Genomic DNA, 17,263 nt, shown 5'->3' on the forward strand with positions numbered 1-17,263 from the left:
TCACTCTCCCTATTGGCCTATACCGCAAAATCCATATGGCATATTTTAACTATACAATATATCCCATGCATCATCTATAAACATCTTTAAATAAGGGTTCTAAGATATTATTTTATTACAAGGTGATTTTATATCGTGTCGTGTCCACAACCTCAAAAAATTCGATAATACTGGGGAAGACATGGAGGATTTAATCTCCATAGGCACCATTGGCTTAATTAAAGCCATCGAGAGCTATCGTCCGAACAAAGGGACAAAACTGGCCACATTTGCGGCTCGTTGTATTGAAAATGAAATTCTGATGCACCTAAGATCCTTGAAGAAAACACGGAAAGACGTATCTCTGCACGATCCGATTGGGACAGACAAGGAAGGTAATGAAATTACACTTATCGATATCCTTGGCTCATAAGCTGATGATGTTATTAAAGAAGTGGATTTGAAGATCGAGAAGAGTAAGATTTATCGTAATCTTGATATTCTGGATGATAGGGAAAAAGAGGTTGTCGTTGGGCGATTTGGGCTAGATACAGGTGGGGAAGAGCGGACGCAGCGGGAGATTGCGAAGGAGCTTGGGATCTCGCGGAGTTATGTGTCGCGGATTGAGAAGCGGGCACTTATGAAGCTGTATCATGAGTTTTATAAGGCGAAGCGCTAGGATGTTAGAAAAAGTTAAATATTTACAATAGAGTATTTTAAAAGCGACTTGCCAACAGGGAAGTTGCTTTTTTATTATATCAGATAGATGTGCAAGATGAATAAAATGTTGGAACATCACTAGATAGAAAGAATCTCTAACTCCTTTTATATACAGGTGAAGTATACGATGAAGAGACAGGTCTTTACTATCTAATGGCACGATATTATGATCCAAGTATAAATGAGGATACGTATGAAGTGCAGATTGATCAATTAATGAGAGATTATGGAAGATTTCAAGTTATGGGCGATGCTATGCTTGGCGCTGCTCTAAGTCTATTTTCCGGTGGAAGTAAAGATAAAGTTTTAAAAACTCAAGTAAGCGGTAAAACCTTAAGATTAATAAATAAAGAAACAGATATGTTAGCGGAATATTTGGGTTTTACAAAGACGAAAGTAAAAATTAAGGATAAACTAGTGTATAAAAATGGTAAACTCTATATTGCCCAAGATCTTGATTTGCATATCGGAGGTATATGTAAATTGATTCAAAAAAAGGGATATTTGGTTGAGTAAAGATACTCATTTGGGTACTTATGATGCGTTATTAAATAGGATTGGAGATTGAAATGTACAAATTCTTTTGGAGGATTACTAAATATAACCCAGCTAACCGTATTAATGATGTATACACAAAAAATGAATGGACTTCAATAAGTGATGTCGGGAATTTGTATCCATCTGGAGATTTTTTAATTGAAAATTATTTAGAAACTGAATCATTATATATAACGGCTATAAATTTAATAATGAATGAGAATAATTTAAACACAATTCAAGTAGTAGATCTAGAAAAATATAACTTTGACGTGGAGAAAGCTGAATTCCATTCCATCTACACTGACGAGATGAAAAGTATTTATAACAGTGTGAAAAATGGCGACTATATCTCTGTGTACGAGTTGAAATTACTTTCTCAATTAATTTTAAGAGAAAAGATTTGGTGTAAATTTCAAATTAGAGAGATGTTTGTTCACTTTGGTTTTGATTATTACATGTATTTAGGGAGTGTGAAGGAATGTAATGATTCTTTAATAAAGATCATTAATTCAGGTTTATTTGTTGAGAGTTTTGAATCACCTTATTTAGAAGAATAGTAGTGCTTTAGCCACATACGAGTGTAATAACTCTATGTGGCTTATTTTTTGTAATTTAGCATTTGACATTCTGAGTATGGCGGTGGTTGAGAATATAGTTATGATGCTCTAAATCGTCTAACCTCCGTCAACGATGCATTAAAGCACACACGCTTTACGTACGATGGGGATGGTCAACTTGCGAAAGTCACGGTGCAAGCTAAAGGTGGAACGGAGCAAACGCTGAATACCAAGAGCTATAACAAAGTTGGGTTTTTGACGAGCAAGCTGGAAGGGGCTTCTCAAAGTAAAAGCTTATTCTATAATACATTAGGGCAATTAACCAGCAAAACCGATCGTAACGGCAGTGTGTTTGGATACAGCTATGACGAAATTGGCGCGCTCAAATCCAGTACGGTCAGCGGGATGATCAATAACGTATCGCAGACACAGAAAACCGAAGTGATCTATAACGACGGTTAGATCTAAAAATGTAAAGGCATCGATGGATAGCTCTAACTCCTATAATAAGTTGAGGGCGGAAGTCAATAGCCAACGGAATAGTACAAAAGGGAAGGTTTGTTGAGAGTCAAGGAAAATGGTGATTTTATCAGCCTTTATCCTGGTGCAGATTCCACAAGAGTGACAAGGGCAATCAATGAAACAAACGGTGGAAGATGAAAAGATGAGTGCTAATTTTAATGCAATAATATTTACAAAAAACGTAATTGAATTAAATTGGCTTCTCAGAGTCGTGCAAGTAAAAGGGCTTAAAGCTATCAATGAGATTGAGTCTGTGGAAAATTGGGACTTTGGCGATTTGCAAATTCATGCGTGTGAAAGTAGTACAAATGAAATTATAGTGCTTCTTAAGGAAGGGAGAATTATATCGATAAATGGAAAGATTAGCTCCAATAAATTTGTTGTGATTTAAGCAAGATAGGAAATATTTACGAGACAAGTATTTCTCTAGACACAAAAGATTTTACTTACTTAGATTGTGATACGCTTGATGAACTTACTAGGCCTTTTTATGATGAAATCTCGGATATATTGTTATCTACTGAGATGGCTAATAATTTAATTGTTTCAGCATTAGGCGTGGAGGTGATTGTGGAATATTATGACGATTTTTTAAGCTCTAATATTACTGATGTAGACATTAGAGAGTGTACTGAAAATTCTTATAAAGAAGCAATCATTCAGAATGAATTATTACACCGAGCTGTTGATGGTACGAAAATAAAAAATGATTACATAAATCAAATTCTACAAAAAGGTGATTTTCAAAGTGATATTGATTATTTGGTATCACAATTTAGAGGGATAGGAAATTTATTTCACTAAGAAATTTATTAATTAATCTAGAGGGAATTAATAATCGTCAATGCAGCGTACCATGTATTTTGGATGTAAGCGTCATTTGGAAATGACATCGTATCGTGTCCACAACCTCAAGAAATTCGATAACACCGGAGAAGACATGGAGGATCTGATCTCCATCGGCACCATCGGCCTGATTAAAGCTATTGAGAGTTATCGTCCAAACAAAGGAACCAAACTAGCCACATTTGCAGCACGTTGTATTGAAAACGAAATTCTGATGCACCTAAGATCCTTGAAGAAGACTCGTAAAGATGTATCTCTGCACGATCCAATTGGGACAGACAAGGAAGGTAATGAAATTACTCTCATCGATGTCCTTGGCTCAGAAGCTGATGATGTCATTAAAGAAGTCGATCTGAAGATCGAGAAGAGCAAGATTTATCGAAATCTCGATATATTGGATGACCGAGAAAAGGAAGTTGTCGTGGGACGGTTTGGATTGGATACAGGTGGGGAAGAGAGGACGCAGAGAGAGATTGCTAAGGAGCTGGGGATCTCGCGGAGTTATGTTTCGAGGATAGAGAAAAGGGCGCTGATGAAGCTGTATCATGAGTTTTATAAGGCGAAGCGGTGAGACTGATGACAATTACACAGTAATAATCTATTAATAATAAAACTTGAAAAGCGACTTGTCTACGGATGAGTCGTTTTTTGTGTGGATAGGGTTAGCCCTACTTATGATACGGTTCATCGCACTATCTGTAACGGCAAGTTATAAGGCCATCCCTTTCGGGATGGCCTTTCCTGTAAACGTGGTTACTCGAGTACTCTGTCATTTTTAATTGAATTTCTTTTAATTAGTAGTCTCTAGTAAGTCTCTAGTAATCTGGAAACAATTGTTGCAAACTCTGCTCTAGTAATATCTTTTTCAGGCTTAAATGTACTGTCTGCGTATCCTGTAATAATATTATTGGATGCGAGTGCATCAATGGAATCATAATACCATGCATTTCTTGTAACATCTTTGAATGATGTGTTTCCAGTACCTGTTAGCTTAAAAGCTCGAGTGATTAGTGCCGCTAATTCACCACGACTAATCTTCTCATCTGGACGGAAGCTTCCGTCACTATATCCGTTCATCAAGCCTGATCTAGCAGCTGCACCAATAAACTTATTCGCCCAATGAGTTGGAGATACATCTATAAAGTTACTTTCTTGTCCTTCAAGTTTCATGTGCGTTGCAATTACCTTGATGGCTTCCGCACGAGTCAAACCTGAATTTGGACGGAATGTTCCATCGGAATACCCCGTCAATAATCCCTTAGCAATTAGTGCGTCAATGCTTGTTTTTGCCCAATGATTCATTGTATCTACAAAACTAACAACTTTTGGCTTATCTGCTGGTATTATTGTTTCTGCAGGTGACGGTGTTTCTATAGGCGTTGTTATTGCTGGAGGTGTCACCGTACCTCCTCCAGTATTTGGATGGGTTGGTCCATTATCTGTGTTTGGATCAGGATTAGTAGAGTTTGAAACGTATTGAAGTGCTGGAGCAAATGTTGTAAGTAGTCTAGCTTGACTTTGTTGCTCAAGAGCGTAGCTCATGCCTAAAACTTTTGCATCGTCCCATGCTCTACCAACCAGTTGCATAGAGATAGAATATCCGCTGTCATTCGTTCCTACAGGAACAACTACCGTAGGTAGACCCATAGTAGAGGTTAATACGCCTGTGTTACGGTCTGAACTTAATTGAGAAGCTGCTGCGTCATTGTTATATACGTCGCTAATAAAACCTGCATAAACAACAGCATCAACACCATTCGCGTCCATCCAGCTTTTAATAACTTCCTTATAGTCGGTTCTATACTTAATGTAATCTTGTACAGCTTGTTCAGTCATACGAGTTGGAGTACTATATCCTCTTTGATTATAGATAAGCACCTTATCTGAAGCTAGTACACTTGCTCCATCAATATAAGGGAAGTCCTTATGCAACTCAATATAACGTGCCCAACCTTCAGTAGATCCATTAATACCAGAAGGACGACTAGGGCCTGATGGTACAGCTGACATTTCAACCATAGTCGCACCCGCTGCTTGAAGCTCTGAGAACTTATCCATCACTGCCTGTCCAGTATCATCATCAGCATATGCAGATACAAAGGATGCAGGAATGTATCCAATTTTCTTTCCTTTCAATGCATTAACATCCAGAGATTCCTTCCAATCCACTGGACGCTTATGATCTGCATCAGCAGTGACTGTGAAAATATCCTGTGGGTCCGTACCCGTTGTAGCATTCAATATAATGGCTAGGTCAGTTACTGTTTTAGCAATGGGACCTGCATAATCTTGTCCCCAAGTGAGTGGCAGTACACCTGTAGTACTTGCCATACCGTCTGTACCCCGGAAGCTTTTTAAGCTAGCGCCTGTAGTTGGTGCATATAGAGATACCCCTGTTTGCGATCCCATTGCTGCTGCTGCAAAATCAGCTGCAACAGATACTGCAGACCCGCCGCTTGAGCCAAAAGATGTTTTCGATGGATAGAGTGCATTCCATGTTTGCTGCCAGCCGCTTTCACTAAAGCTTCCGCTGTTAGCAAACTCAGAAGTATTTACTTTACCAATAATTACAGCTCCAGCTTCCCGCAGTTTTTTCACTTGGAATGCATCAGAATCAGGCTGCCAGCCTTCAAGAGCTTTACTGCCACCGGTAGTAGGCATATCCTTTGTATCATAAATATCTTTTATCGCAATTGGAATACCCAATAAATCACCTTTTACACCTTGTGCACGGGCATCGTCAGCAGCTTTTGCTTGGTTAAGCGCAGTTTCAGATACATGCAGGAATGCATGGAATCCCAATTGTCCCTCATCGTATACCTTGATTCTATCTAAATAGGCTTGAGTAATTTGTACAGAGGTAGTTTTGCCAGTAATCATATCCTGTTGCATTTCTGCAATGGATTTATTCTTAACATCATACGGCGATGAAGTTACTAATTCTTTAGGCGCAGGAGCATTTGGTATAACCAGATGATCTCCAGTATCAAGTCCCTCTATAGCAGATATATCCCAGTTGCTAATTGACCGAATTTGTGCGTTTGTTAATCCTGTTACATCCAGAAGACTATTAAGTCCATCTAGCATAGCAACCAGATTTTTCAACCCTTCTTCACCAGCTTCTCCAACTTGTACATAATTTACTAGGGATTTCGATTCGCCCGGCCCAATATTTAGTGAATTAATGAACCCATAGAAATTCGCTTCATTTCCATACTCAGCTAAGGGTATTGTGAATGGATCCTGTTGCTGATTACCTAGACCGGTTAATCCATTATCAAACGGCTTTGGAGATCCCACTGCAACGCCTAGCGGCTTATTGTTTTTGGCGCTACTATCTACAATAATCCATGAATCATCTGTAGTTACCTTTAGATCGCCTGAATAGGTTGCCTTAACTACTGAAGCATTTGTTGTTGTACCATATCCTAAAGAGCCACCGAATGATACATCAACTTTTATTGCCACATCATTTTTATTAGTGAAAGTATCAAAGAATCTCGTTCGATTATGAATAGTATCCACATACACCTCACGTGTTACAGTTACATTTCCTAGATTTACAGATTGAGCCGAAGTAAACTTATTAACGCCGTCATATTTCAAGTCAAACCCACGCATCATTTGACCATTCATCAGCGGAGCTGAAGGCGAGGACACTTTAACAAAGATATTGCCGAAACCTTGTACTTGTGTAGCACCAACTGTACGTAAACTTCCTGTGTCTAAGCTAGGAGCAAAAACATCGTGAATCTCCCATACTGTGCCACTTTCTGAAGTAACTCTAGTTAAAGCGTCAGCTGTTTGGAACGGAATTACACTCGTAGCAATAACAGATAACACAATTGAAGTAGCTATAAATTGCTTTTTACTCCAATTTTTTTTTGCTGGTGAATATTCAGATCGGGAGGAACCAGAATGCTCTCTTTTAGTTTCACGTAGACGTTTGAACTTATTCATGTGCGTAATCTCCTTTTCCTGTATGTATTTTATTATTTAATGTTAGGAAATATAACACTAGTATTTGTTTCAGTCAATGAATATTATAAATTTAATATATTTTGAGTTTGTTAAAAGGAAAAAACGGCTCTTTTAATTATTATGTGTAACGTATATGTAAACTATTGTGTTAAATAGATTACAATTTATGATAGGTTTTGGAGTGTCTATAGGATATTGAGTATCATCATCCGGCCGCATCACCAAAAACCTTGAATTTCACTTATCTCTATGTGAATTTGACGAAATCAAAAAGAAAAGGAACAGCTAAAAATTAACGGAGAATATTATTTTTTTCATTTCATGAAAGTGGAAGATTCTATATCGGAGCATGGCATAAAGCAGAATCACTGATGATTCCAGATGCATAGCCGCAAGATCACCAATGGGCATCCTGAAAAGAGTAAAGTTTCTGCTGGGAAAGAAGCCATAAGAATAGCCAGGTAGTGTATCTGGAATAAGTGGGATTTCATTGTGGAAACCATTTTAGCGGGTGATAACGTTATAAGGCAGATGAGGATGCAAAGGAACAAGGCTTTGAAATTATTGTGTTTTATATGGGACTAGCAGATGTTCGGCTAAATATTGAATGTATTGCTCTACGTGTGAAAAACGTTAGCTATCATATTGAAACCGAGGATATTGTTAGACGCAATTTAACAAGTATGAATAATCTGATATCTTACTTAGAGTTGATTGATCAAGTAAAGTGTTATTTAAATGGATTACCAGGATGTACACAAGAAATCAATCGGAAACTACAAATTAAATATAATATGCAAAAGGAAACCAATTCGAATCAGAATCGATCGTAATTGGTTTATTTTTTGACATCACATCGTGCCCATAACCTCAAGAAATTCGATAACACTGGGGAGGACATGGAGGATCTGATCTCCATTGGCAACATCGGAATGATTAAAGCTATTGAGAGCTATCGTCCAAACAAAGGAACAAAGCTAGCCACATTTGCAGCACGTTGTATTGAAAACGAAATCCTGATGCACCTAAGATCCTTGAAGAAAACACGTAAAGATGTATCTCTGCATGATCCAATTGGGACGGACAAAGAAGGTAATGAAATTACACTTATCGATATTCTTGGCTCCGAAGCTGATGATGTCATTAAAGAAGTCGATCTGAAGATCGAGAAGAGTAAGATATATCGCAACCTAGATATTCTGGATGACCGGGAGAAAGAAGTTGTGGTGGGTAGGTTTGGGCTGGATACAGGTGGAGAAGAGAGGACACAGCGGGAGATTGCTAAGGAGTTGGGGATCTCGCGGAGTTATGTTTCGAGGATAGAGAAGAGGGCGCTCATGAAGCTTTATCAGGAGTTTTATAAGGCTGAGCGGTAAACTCATAATCACAAGGTAGTATCCGTTAACCGGCATACATAGAAAGCTTCAAGGACCATATTTAAATTTTTTAGAGAAGATATAGTTCAGCGAATTTTTGTATTAAACCAACTCATAAAAATACATGAGAAAGGGAGAGGGAAAATTGTTAAGTGGTGCTCTGAAGAGTACATATATCCAGTCATCTTTTACGATTGGGCTTATTGCATTTTGGCTGTGAAGATATTTAGCTGTTGTTGCAATTAAAAAGAAAGGTACGGAAATCTTTGGTTAATACAACACAAAAGCTTATTAAATATAACTAAATTTGAGTATCAAGCGAAATAAAAAAACCACTTATGCTCGGAAATCCCAAGCTTGCTTAAGTGGTTAATCGTGCTTTTGAATCTTATAACAACCTTAAGTTGTCGGGTTCAATGCCCCTTGATACTCATCCATTAAATTGTCGATAATCTGCTGTACGGACAAAATCTCTTTAATCTCATGAACTCTGGACCCAGCAAAAACCAATCCGTTCTTAACATCTCCTCTAAGGGAAGTGAGCAGGGATTCCATTGTACAGAAGCGATGTGAACAAACCTTTAGACAATTATAGCATTTGACTATCTTTAATTTGGCATCATCACTGATCCGGTCCGTAAATTCATTCCGAATCGCTCTACCTTCTAGACCCACAGTAGACTTGATTAGGACAGTATCTCCTTGCTGAGCATCTACATACTTTTGCTTGAAGGCTAAGGGAGCATCACACTCAAGGCTAGCCACAAAACGGGTACCCATTTGAACACCAGATGCGCCGATCCGAAGGGCTTTTGCGATATCATCCCCTGTTAGAATTCCACCCGCAGCAATAACAGGAATCGAAACGGCCTCTAAGACTTCAGGAAGGATATCAAACATGGATCTGTCTGTACCTAAATGGCCTCCAGCTTCGAACCCTTCTACAACGACTGCGGAGGCACCAAGTCTTTCGGAAATTCGGGCTAATTTGGCGGATGAAACAATAGTTACGACAGGAGTACCATATTCTTTACCCCAAGCATAAATATCTCTAGAGATTCCGGCTCCGGAAATAATAAAGTCAACCTTTTCCTCCAAAGCAATCTTCATTTTTTCGGCAAAGTCCTTCACTGCGAATAGTACATTCACACCGATGTAGCCATTCCCTTTAGAGAGTTCTCTTGTTTTGCGAATATGCATTCTCAGCTCATCAGGAGTAATCCCTGTACCAGAGATGGTGCCGATCCCGCCTGCATTGGCTACAGCAGCGGCTAATCCACTTAAGGATATGCCTACACCCATTCCACCTTGAATAACAGGAACTCTCGATTTAATATGTCCGAATTGGATTGTTGGAAGTTTCAATTACACACCTCTTTTGCAAGTTGTTGACATTATTAATACTCCTCTAGAGTAATAAGATATATCGTAACACAGCTAATTCTTTCCCGGATGTGACTGTAAACATGCTCAAACTATGTTAAATATCATGTCTTTCAACTGTTAAGTTGTTGATATCAAGTGAAAATTTAAGAAAACGAAGTGACTATTAAAAAAAGGACAATGAATAACAAAAAAAGAGCCATCCATCCGGTAAAACCTTCATACTTCTATCAACGCTTTTCTATCAAGAAAGTGGATTTTGACATCGTATCGTGTCCACAACCTCAAGAAATTCGATAACACTGGGGAAGACATGGGGGATCTGATCTCCATCGGCACCATCGGCCTGATAAAAGCTATTGAGAGCTATCGTCCAAACAAAGGAACCAAACTAGCCACATTTGCTGCTCGTTGTATTGAAAACGAAATCCTGTTGCACCTGCGTTCGCTCAAGAAAACACGTAAAGACGTATCTCTGCACGATCCGATTGGGACAGACAAGGAAGGTAATGAAATTACACTTATCGATATCCTTGGCTCTGAAGCTGTATCATGAGTTTTATAAGGCGAAGCGGTGAGGATATTAGATAATAACTTAAGATTCACTATAGAGTGTTTTAAAAGCGACTTGCAAAAAGGGAGTTGCTTTTTTATGTGCGCCCAGCATTGGCGATCTATAGGGTTGAAGTTCCGCATACATCGTACAAAAATGGCAGACCTTGCGGCAAGCGATAGAAGAAAGAACCTATGAACCGAGCCCTTCCCCTACATAGAATTAGAAGGAATAACGGAATCGTGCAAAAAGTAACTTTCTTTGCTAAATAAAAATATCCATCATTCTTATATAATAAAGGTGACAAGGTATCATAACAAGGAGCTTGGATCAACATAAAATAACCTCCGCGAGTGAGAAGGATAGGATGGATGCATCATGAAAAGGTACGGGGCGGTCGTGATAGGCTGCGGTTATATGGGCTCTCTCCACTTGGACGCGATATCACGACAGGTGCGGGTTCGGTTGATCGGCGTGGCGGATTGGAACCGGGACAGGGCCTCCTTAGTGGCAAGCCAATACGGAGCTGAGTGTTGGAGCACGGATTACCGGGTCTTGATAGAGCGTGATGATGTGGATCTGGTCATTATCGCCACGTACCCGTCCTCCCATCTGGGGATCGCAAAAGATTGTCTCGCTGCAGGGAAACATATCCTATGCGAGAAGCCGATGGCGGGCAATGCACGGGAAACACAGGAATTCATGAAGCTGGCCCGTGGAGCTAAAACCAAGGTGCTGATCGGTCACATCCTTCGCCATAACACTACGTACCAGGCGGTTATGAAGATGATCCGGGAGGGCGCCATCGGCTTCCCTTTGGTCATCCGGCTATCCCAATTGAAGCCCTCCAAAAATTGGGCTTCCCACTTATCCCTGCTCCGGGACGTCTCGCCGATCGTGGATTGCGGCGTCCATTATATCGATGTGATGCGTTGGGCTACAGGGGCGGACGTAGTAAGCGTCAATGGGATCGGGCAGCGTCTCTACGAAGATGTCCCGCCGTATACTTACAATTACGGACTCATGACCCTCCGTCTGTCGGACGGCTCCATCGGCTACTTTGAGACAGGGTGGGGCAAGGGGCTTCCGACTGATAACCGGAAGGAATTTATCGGACCGGCAGGCCGGATTCGCATCATATACAAGAACGAACGACCGCGAGAGGATCAGCATCTGGGGAATCTGATCGAGGTCGAAGACTACCAGAAAGGAGCGGTCCGGCAGATCAATATGGACTTCTCCGTAAAGCCTACGGGTGCCCAGCTGGACTATTTCCTGTCCATGCTGGAGAACAACTTGCCCCCTATACCGGCAATGGAGGAAGCCTGCCGGGCGATGGAGATCGCTCTCTTAGCCGACCGGGCGATCCATGAAGGAATTACGTTACCTTGCGCGAAATAAGGGTTGACCAACATGGTGATGGTAACAGGGGATGAACCGGTGCATGGTGTACACCTGCTGAGGAATAAATTGTCCACACCCATGCAAAGTACGGCAGCCGACATCAGTCAGTCGAACTGAGGGATGTATACGGTGCCGTCGGGTACCACCCGCTGGATCATCAACGGATTGCAGGGCTAGTAAGCTCCGGAGCCATATTCCGGGAGGTTCCATTCGGCGAGGTGAAGGTAGATTTCGACGCCTATTTCGCCGCATTGCAGGAGAACGGATACGGGGGGATCTGACCATCGATCGGGAAGTGGGGGAAGCGCCCGAGGGGATATAGAGTGTGCAGTTCCATCATCCGCCAATACAGGTAACGGCAGACGGCCGTGCGAAATTTCGGGGATCGAGACTGCGTATTGGAAAACCGGTAAGTCGCGGGTCTAAATGATCAAGTTAATTAATAGGGTTGTTTTGCTGTGTTAGCCTAGTGGGATTTCCAACCGAAGGGAATGAACCATGGAAAGAAAATTAGAAACCTTAGTGATTTCCCGCCTGATAAATCAGACGGATGTTTCAGTTACAGAAGATTTCCAGATCATTAAACAGTATCAATGGCTTAAAGGATATAACCCGGTCGTTACAGCAAGATTAAATTACAGTCAGGAGGATCTGAAGCTTCAGTTTAAGGTTTACGAACAGAATCCAATACGAACATATAGAAACATGAATGATCCTGTGTATAAGGATAGCTGCATCGAGTTCTTTTTTCAGCCTTCTCCGGATTCGGACCAGCGCTATATGAATTTCGAATTTAATGCGAATGGCGCAATTCTCTTGCAGATAGGGGCGGATCGGTATGATCGCTTCCCAATCACTATCAATCCAGCACTTTTCCAAGTCCTATCCACCACGGATCAGATTAATGATAAAGGGGAAGCGTATTGGGAATTAAGCTTTTCGATCTCATGGGCATGGGTACAATCTTATTTTTCGGATTTTCGGGCAGTGCCGGGAAAAAGGATAAGAGGAAACTTTTACAAGTGCGGCGATGAAACGGTTTATCCGCACTTTGGAACATGGAGCAAAGTTCATTCGAACAAACCAGAATTTCATAGAAGCTGTGATTTTGGGATTCTGTACTTAGAGTAACTGCGAAATGCAGGTTAATGAATAACTTCCGAAGCCGCATATACGGGGTTGGAGGTTTTTTTGTCGTAGTAGACACATCGAACAAATGTCATATTGGCAGCGCAAGGATACTATTATTTTAAAAAATCACCTGTTTTTTAAACTTTTAGAAGGGAGTGTCGTTATACTGTTCGACAATCTACTCGTGCGCACGGTAGTTGGCCAAGTACGAATGGAGGCAGGTAATGATGCATGTAGTTATCCAGCAATTGTGCAAAAAATATGGCAGTAAACAAGTACTGAACGGAATTAACCTGACATTGGGTACGGGTATGTTCGGCTTACTCGGTCCCAATGGGGCGGGAAAATCAACATTGATGCAAATATTGGCAACAGTAATACCGAAAACATCAGGGGATGTACAAATTGGACATTGCAAGCTTGGGCGGGATGAACGTGAAATTCGTGGCTTGCTTGGCTACCTGCCACAAGAGTTTGGCGTATATCGCAAGTTGACAGGCGCAGAATATCTCGATTATGTCGCGTCCATGAAGGGCATTACAAATGGAAAAGTCCGGAGGAAAGCAGTAGCCGAAATGTTGCGCCGAGTCAATCTGGAGGAGAAGCGCCATGTGCGTATAGGCAAATATTCTGGCGGGATGCGGCAGCGCATCGGTATTGCCCAGGCGCTGCTAGGTGATCCGCAGTTCATTATTGTGGACGAGCCTACGGCAGGGCTTGATCCCGAAGAACGCATGCGATTTCGTGATATGCTGACTGAGCTGGGTAAAGATCGTACTGTGCTACTGTCTACACATGTCGTCGCCGATATTGATAATAACTGTAAGAGTATGGCGATTATGAGCGGAGGGCGCATCGTATTTCACGGTACGCAAGAACAATTGCTCCAGCGTGTGCAGGGACAAGTGTGGACGGTCCAAGTGGGTGATGAGAAGCTTGCAGAGCTCAAAGAAACTGCAGCCATCGTGACTGCAAAGCGTTCAGGAGCCGGCTATGAGGCGCGTGTTCTTGCCAGTTCTGTCCCATTACCTGGAGCAGTCCAGGCAAAGGCAGGACTTGAGGACGGATATATCGGGGTCATGAGAGCGGGGAATAGCCAATGAGCCTGATTCGCTATTACAAAACAGAGTGCAAGCTACTGCTGCGTGGCCCAGGCTTGTATCTAATGCTGGCAACTGTGGTCGGCATCCTGTATTTGATGTTTCAGAACGCCGATGCCAAATTGGATCGTGCAGTATACGTGATGGATATTTCTGAGGTGTATTGCCTTGTAGCCCTCATTATTTTGCCTTTGCTGGCAACAGCGATAGCACGGCGGGATGAAGAATGGAAGACAGCAACCATGATGGCTACCTTTCCGTATCGAACATGGGAAATGGAGGCTGCACGCTTGCTCTGTGCTGTAACCCTTCCGTTAGCAGCTGCGCTCGTGCCGATGGGGGCTTATGTATGGTTGGTCGTAAATGATGGCATCTCATGGGGAATGCGTGAATGGTATACCTCTGCTGTATTGGCTTCCTTTGCCATCCCGATGTTATTTGCAACTGTAATTGCCTACTTAGTAGGTATCCTTATCCGCAAGCGATACAGTTACTTGATCAGCTTCGTCCTGTTGCTTAGCTTGGCAATTATTTTACCGGAATTTTTTAAGACCGATCGCCCTTCTTTTTCATTACCCCCTCATACGCAGATTTGGTTCGATTATTCACTAGTTAAATATATTGGTAAGTCTTACTCACGTATGTGGGGATTTATATATGATCCGGCATTTTGGCTGCATCGCGGCATCGTTGCAGCTTTAGCAGCAGGAATGGTCATGACTGTTCTACTTGTAGTATGTAGACGCAGGCGGGAACGGGTCAAGGCATGGCTTGTCTATCCCACGATGCTGATTCTAGGTGCAGCATTGTTATGGGCAGGTAGTGCGATGTACGGATACCTGCAGGAACGGGCAGATATTGCGGATGCCAATGAACGTTTCTATCGCGAACGTCTTACTTCAGCCAATGATATCACGCAACAGCGTGAATTGGAGCAACTGCTCGTTGCTGGAATTGCAGCGGGTAAATATTCGGAGGCGGATATTGAGGAAATGTCTCGGATCACCCTTAACACAAACGGGAATACCAGCAATCCGCTCTCGGTATCGCATATTAAAGATCTGCTTGTCGGAATGAAGTTCCAGGATCTACACATTAACAGCTACAAGCTGAAGTTGGAATTACTGCCGCGGCATGGGTTAGAAATACAGGCGACGATGCAAGCAAGCAATGGACAAGCGGCAACACTAGAGCGATTCCCAATCATGCTGCGACATATCTTTGATGTACAGGAACTGAAGGTGAACGGTGCTGCTGCTGCCTATGAGTGGGAAGAGGCTACAGATGTACTTTGGATCAAGCCTGCAACGGATGTTATGCCAGGGGAGCATCTGGAGATCGAGATGACATATAGAGGTACCCTAAATGATTGGCGGCATTATTATTCCGTCGCTCCTAGCAGGGATAGATGGGAGCAGATCGCTGTTGTCGACGATAACAGGATTTTCCTGCCAGCTTTCTATGGCTGGTACCCTGTTATCGGCAATAGCCGGCTATCGGAATTGCTTACCGATCACTACGAATGGGGGCGTCACGCTACAGATATTCTGGACACACAACTGCCGCGCCCTATGGCGGGCTTTGAAGTTGCTATCACAGGGCCAAGTGGCTTGAAACTGTTCTACAACGCCTCTGTCATTACTAGTAAGATGGCTGGAGAGAAGGGAGCGACCATCACGCGCCTGGAGCTGGATGAAGCAAGCGGACTTACATTATTTGGGGGCGATCTGCAACTTGCAGAAGCGACGGCAGACGGCAAGACGTTGCGTCTGTTGGCATCTGGTCAATTGCCTGCCCGTTCTGTCGAAGAAGCAGCACAGTTCGCAGCCAGGCATTACGCCCAAGCGGCGCGTACTTTGAAAAAGTTGGATGGAGAAGCTGCAACGAGTTTTCCCCAGACGGTTACTATGGCACTTGCCGATTATCCGTATTATAGTTTGAATATGGTGAGTATGAGCACCCTTGGCATGGTAGATGCATCAGTTGGAGGTCCGGAAGCTCGCGATGTCCACTTTTTGTCTAAGGTGTCTGTGTCAAGTTATTTTGGGGCGGAAATTGATCGAGGGAAAAATGGGAATATCCAACTGAGAACGGGGCAGTACTGGCTTGATTACAGTGCCAAACGTAGAGAGATTAGAAATGCGAGAATGTTAAATTTAAACGCCCAATATACACTGAATAACTTTTTTCAGGCTTATAACGAGCTCAAGCTGGTCGGAGGGAAACTGCCAGATCGACTGTTCGAACCTGTTAGCAGCTATTTTTTGAACGGTACACCGAATCAGGTTTATGACCTTATGAATACCATATACAGCCAGTACGGTATTGAAAGTGTCTACGATGTCATCAAGCTTGTCTATGACAGTATTGGCACAGAGCAGCTAATCGAGGACAGTGATGAACAAATGGAAGCGCTTCTGCGAGGCTATTTGCAAAGGAAAATGGAGGGAGGACAATGAAGGTTGCCCTCATTCTTTTGTCCCGTGCAAAATATGCTTGGCGCATCCTATGGGGCGGCTACTTGCTAGCTATAGCTATTATTGCGGCGCTGATAGCAGCTGGTTGCCTCATGCTGCCAATGATGATGCCCTCTCCTGGTTTTTATCATGTCAAAGTGGCTTTTATATTTGTGCTGCCTTTACTTGCGATTGCCTTGAGTGCTGCCTTGTTCGCCGATGATTTCAGTGAGGGTACTTTTGCCCATCATTTCAGCTATCCATATTCACAATTACTCGTGTTCGCCGAGCGAGGAGCGGTCGCTGCGCTATTGCTAGTTATCTATGAAGCAGCGTTGCTCTGGGCAATTGACCGCTGGGCGATCGTTTTAAGTACGGCACAACTAGCTTACATAATTAAACATAGCCTCAGTGTGAATATGTTCCTTGGCGGTCTGGCGGCATTGGGCACTCTGCTAGGGCGCAATATGGCTGTCGGGCTAGGAGTGGGGGCAACGGTGTGGCTGCTGGAGTATTTTATGTCCAGTATGCCGCTCAATCGGTACTATTTATTTCAAGCCGTCTGGCCGGTGAGCCGGTTCACAGATAAATCGCATAACGCTATCGCATTATTTGCAGCAGCTGGAATACTGCTTTTCTGCTGTATGCTTCTATTGGGGAAAGGCAGAGGTTGGCTCGTGTGCAGGCAATAGTGCTGAGCGAGAAAGGAGAGAGT

The 17,263-nt window shown here is 42.4% G+C and carries 15 protein-coding genes and 2 pseudogenes; 15 read left to right on the forward strand and 2 right to left on the reverse strand.

What is annotated here, in order from left to right; translation table 11 throughout:
• Window positions 1-145: 145 nt before the first annotated feature.
• The 7 genes and pseudogenes from sigK (MHB37_RS06975) to sigK (MHB37_RS07005) form a co-directional block, all read left to right on the forward strand.
• A pseudogene (sigK, locus tag MHB37_RS06975) lies at window positions 146-658 on the forward strand (RNA polymerase sporulation sigma factor SigK); the annotation flags it as partial.
• A 239-nt stretch (window positions 659-897) separates the two neighbouring features.
• The gene (locus MHB37_RS06980; protein ID WP_340977176.1) at window positions 898-1,215 is read left to right on the forward strand and encodes a toxin C-terminal domain-containing protein; all 318 of its coding nucleotides are present in this window, start codon (window positions 898-900) and stop codon (window positions 1,213-1,215) included.
• A 53-nt stretch (window positions 1,216-1,268) separates the two neighbouring features.
• Window positions 1,269-1,796 carry a hypothetical protein gene (locus MHB37_RS06985; RefSeq protein ID WP_076193563.1) on the forward strand — a complete coding sequence of 176 codons (528 nt, stop codon included), beginning with the start codon at window positions 1,269-1,271 and terminating at the stop codon, window positions 1,794-1,796.
• A gap of 192 nt (window positions 1,797-1,988) precedes the next feature.
• Complete coding sequence (locus MHB37_RS06990) at window positions 1,989-2,258, forward strand: RHS repeat domain-containing protein (RefSeq protein ID WP_340977175.1); 270 nt, start codon at window positions 1,989-1,991, stop codon at window positions 2,256-2,258.
• Window positions 2,259-2,433: 175 nt separating this feature from the next.
• On the forward strand, window positions 2,434-2,709 hold the full coding sequence (locus MHB37_RS06995) for a hypothetical protein (RefSeq protein WP_076193557.1): 276 nt from the start codon (window positions 2,434-2,436) through the stop codon (window positions 2,707-2,709).
• A gap of 179 nt (window positions 2,710-2,888) precedes the next feature.
• The gene (locus MHB37_RS07000) at window positions 2,889-3,122 is read left to right on the forward strand and encodes a hypothetical protein (protein ID WP_076193554.1); all 234 of its coding nucleotides are present in this window, start codon (window positions 2,889-2,891) and stop codon (window positions 3,120-3,122) included.
• Window positions 3,123-3,162: 40 nt separating this feature from the next.
• Complete coding sequence (gene sigK, locus MHB37_RS07005) at window positions 3,163-3,735, forward strand: RNA polymerase sporulation sigma factor SigK (RefSeq protein ID WP_405169074.1); 573 nt, start codon at window positions 3,163-3,165, stop codon at window positions 3,733-3,735.
• A gap of 233 nt (window positions 3,736-3,968) precedes the next feature.
• Here the strand turns inward: sigK (MHB37_RS07005) and MHB37_RS07010 are convergent, their stop codons facing one another.
• Window positions 3,969-7,124, reverse strand: a complete 3,156-nt coding sequence (locus MHB37_RS07010) for an amidase family protein (protein WP_405169075.1) — start codon at window positions 7,122-7,124, stop codon at window positions 3,969-3,971.
• A gap of 854 nt (window positions 7,125-7,978) precedes the next feature.
• Between MHB37_RS07010 and sigK (MHB37_RS07015) the strand changes: the two genes are divergently transcribed.
• Window positions 7,979-8,521, forward strand: coding sequence for an RNA polymerase sporulation sigma factor SigK (gene sigK / locus MHB37_RS07015; protein ID WP_076125369.1), 543 nt, complete (start codon window positions 7,979-7,981; stop codon window positions 8,519-8,521).
• Window positions 8,522-8,920: 399 nt separating this feature from the next.
• On the opposite strand, the gene MHB37_RS07020 is transcribed toward sigK (MHB37_RS07015), so the two are convergent.
• A complete protein-coding gene (locus tag MHB37_RS07020; RefSeq protein ID WP_036675848.1) occupies window positions 8,921-9,886 on the reverse strand; it encodes a nitronate monooxygenase family protein in 966 nt (321 codons plus the stop codon).
• Between the two features lie 247 nt (window positions 9,887-10,133).
• On the opposite strand from MHB37_RS07020, the pseudogene MHB37_RS07025 reads away from it, so the two are divergent.
• From MHB37_RS07025 to MHB37_RS07055, 7 genes and pseudogenes are all read left to right on the forward strand, one after another.
• Window positions 10,134-10,451 (forward strand): annotated as a pseudogene (locus tag MHB37_RS07025) (sigma factor); the annotation flags it as partial.
• Window positions 10,452-10,828: 377 nt separating this feature from the next.
• Window positions 10,829-10,987, forward strand: a complete 159-nt coding sequence (locus MHB37_RS07030; protein WP_254848792.1) for a hypothetical protein — start codon at window positions 10,829-10,831, stop codon at window positions 10,985-10,987.
• Window positions 10,911-11,858: a Gfo/Idh/MocA family protein gene (locus tag MHB37_RS07035; RefSeq protein WP_256715765.1), complete on the forward strand. Its 948-nt coding sequence runs from the start codon at window positions 10,911-10,913 to the stop codon at window positions 11,856-11,858. The genes MHB37_RS07030 and MHB37_RS07035 overlap by 77 nt, the downstream gene beginning before the upstream one ends.
• Window positions 11,859-12,359: 501 nt before the next feature.
• On the forward strand, window positions 12,360-12,992 hold the full coding sequence (locus MHB37_RS07040) for a carbohydrate-binding family 9-like protein (protein WP_076125364.1): 633 nt from the start codon (window positions 12,360-12,362) through the stop codon (window positions 12,990-12,992).
• Window positions 12,993-13,216: 224 nt separating this feature from the next.
• Entirely contained in the window at window positions 13,217-14,095 is an 879-nt protein-coding gene (locus MHB37_RS07045) for an ABC transporter ATP-binding protein (protein ID WP_256715762.1), read from the forward strand.
• The gene (locus MHB37_RS07050) at window positions 14,092-16,551 is read left to right on the forward strand and encodes a hypothetical protein (RefSeq protein WP_405169076.1); all 2,460 of its coding nucleotides are present in this window, start codon (window positions 14,092-14,094) and stop codon (window positions 16,549-16,551) included. The genes MHB37_RS07045 and MHB37_RS07050 overlap by 4 nt, the downstream gene beginning before the upstream one ends.
• Window positions 16,548-17,240 (forward strand): hypothetical protein, encoded by a 693-nt coding sequence (locus tag MHB37_RS07055; RefSeq protein WP_076125360.1) that lies wholly within the window; start codon window positions 16,548-16,550, stop codon window positions 17,238-17,240. Before MHB37_RS07050 ends, MHB37_RS07055 begins: the two co-directional genes overlap by 4 nt.
• Window positions 17,241-17,263: the final 23 nt, after the last annotated feature.

The organism is Paenibacillus sp. FSL H3-0286, assembly GCF_045040705.1.
Taxonomy (GTDB): Bacteria; Bacillota; Bacilli; order Paenibacillales; family Paenibacillaceae; genus Paenibacillus_AQ; species Paenibacillus_AQ odorifer.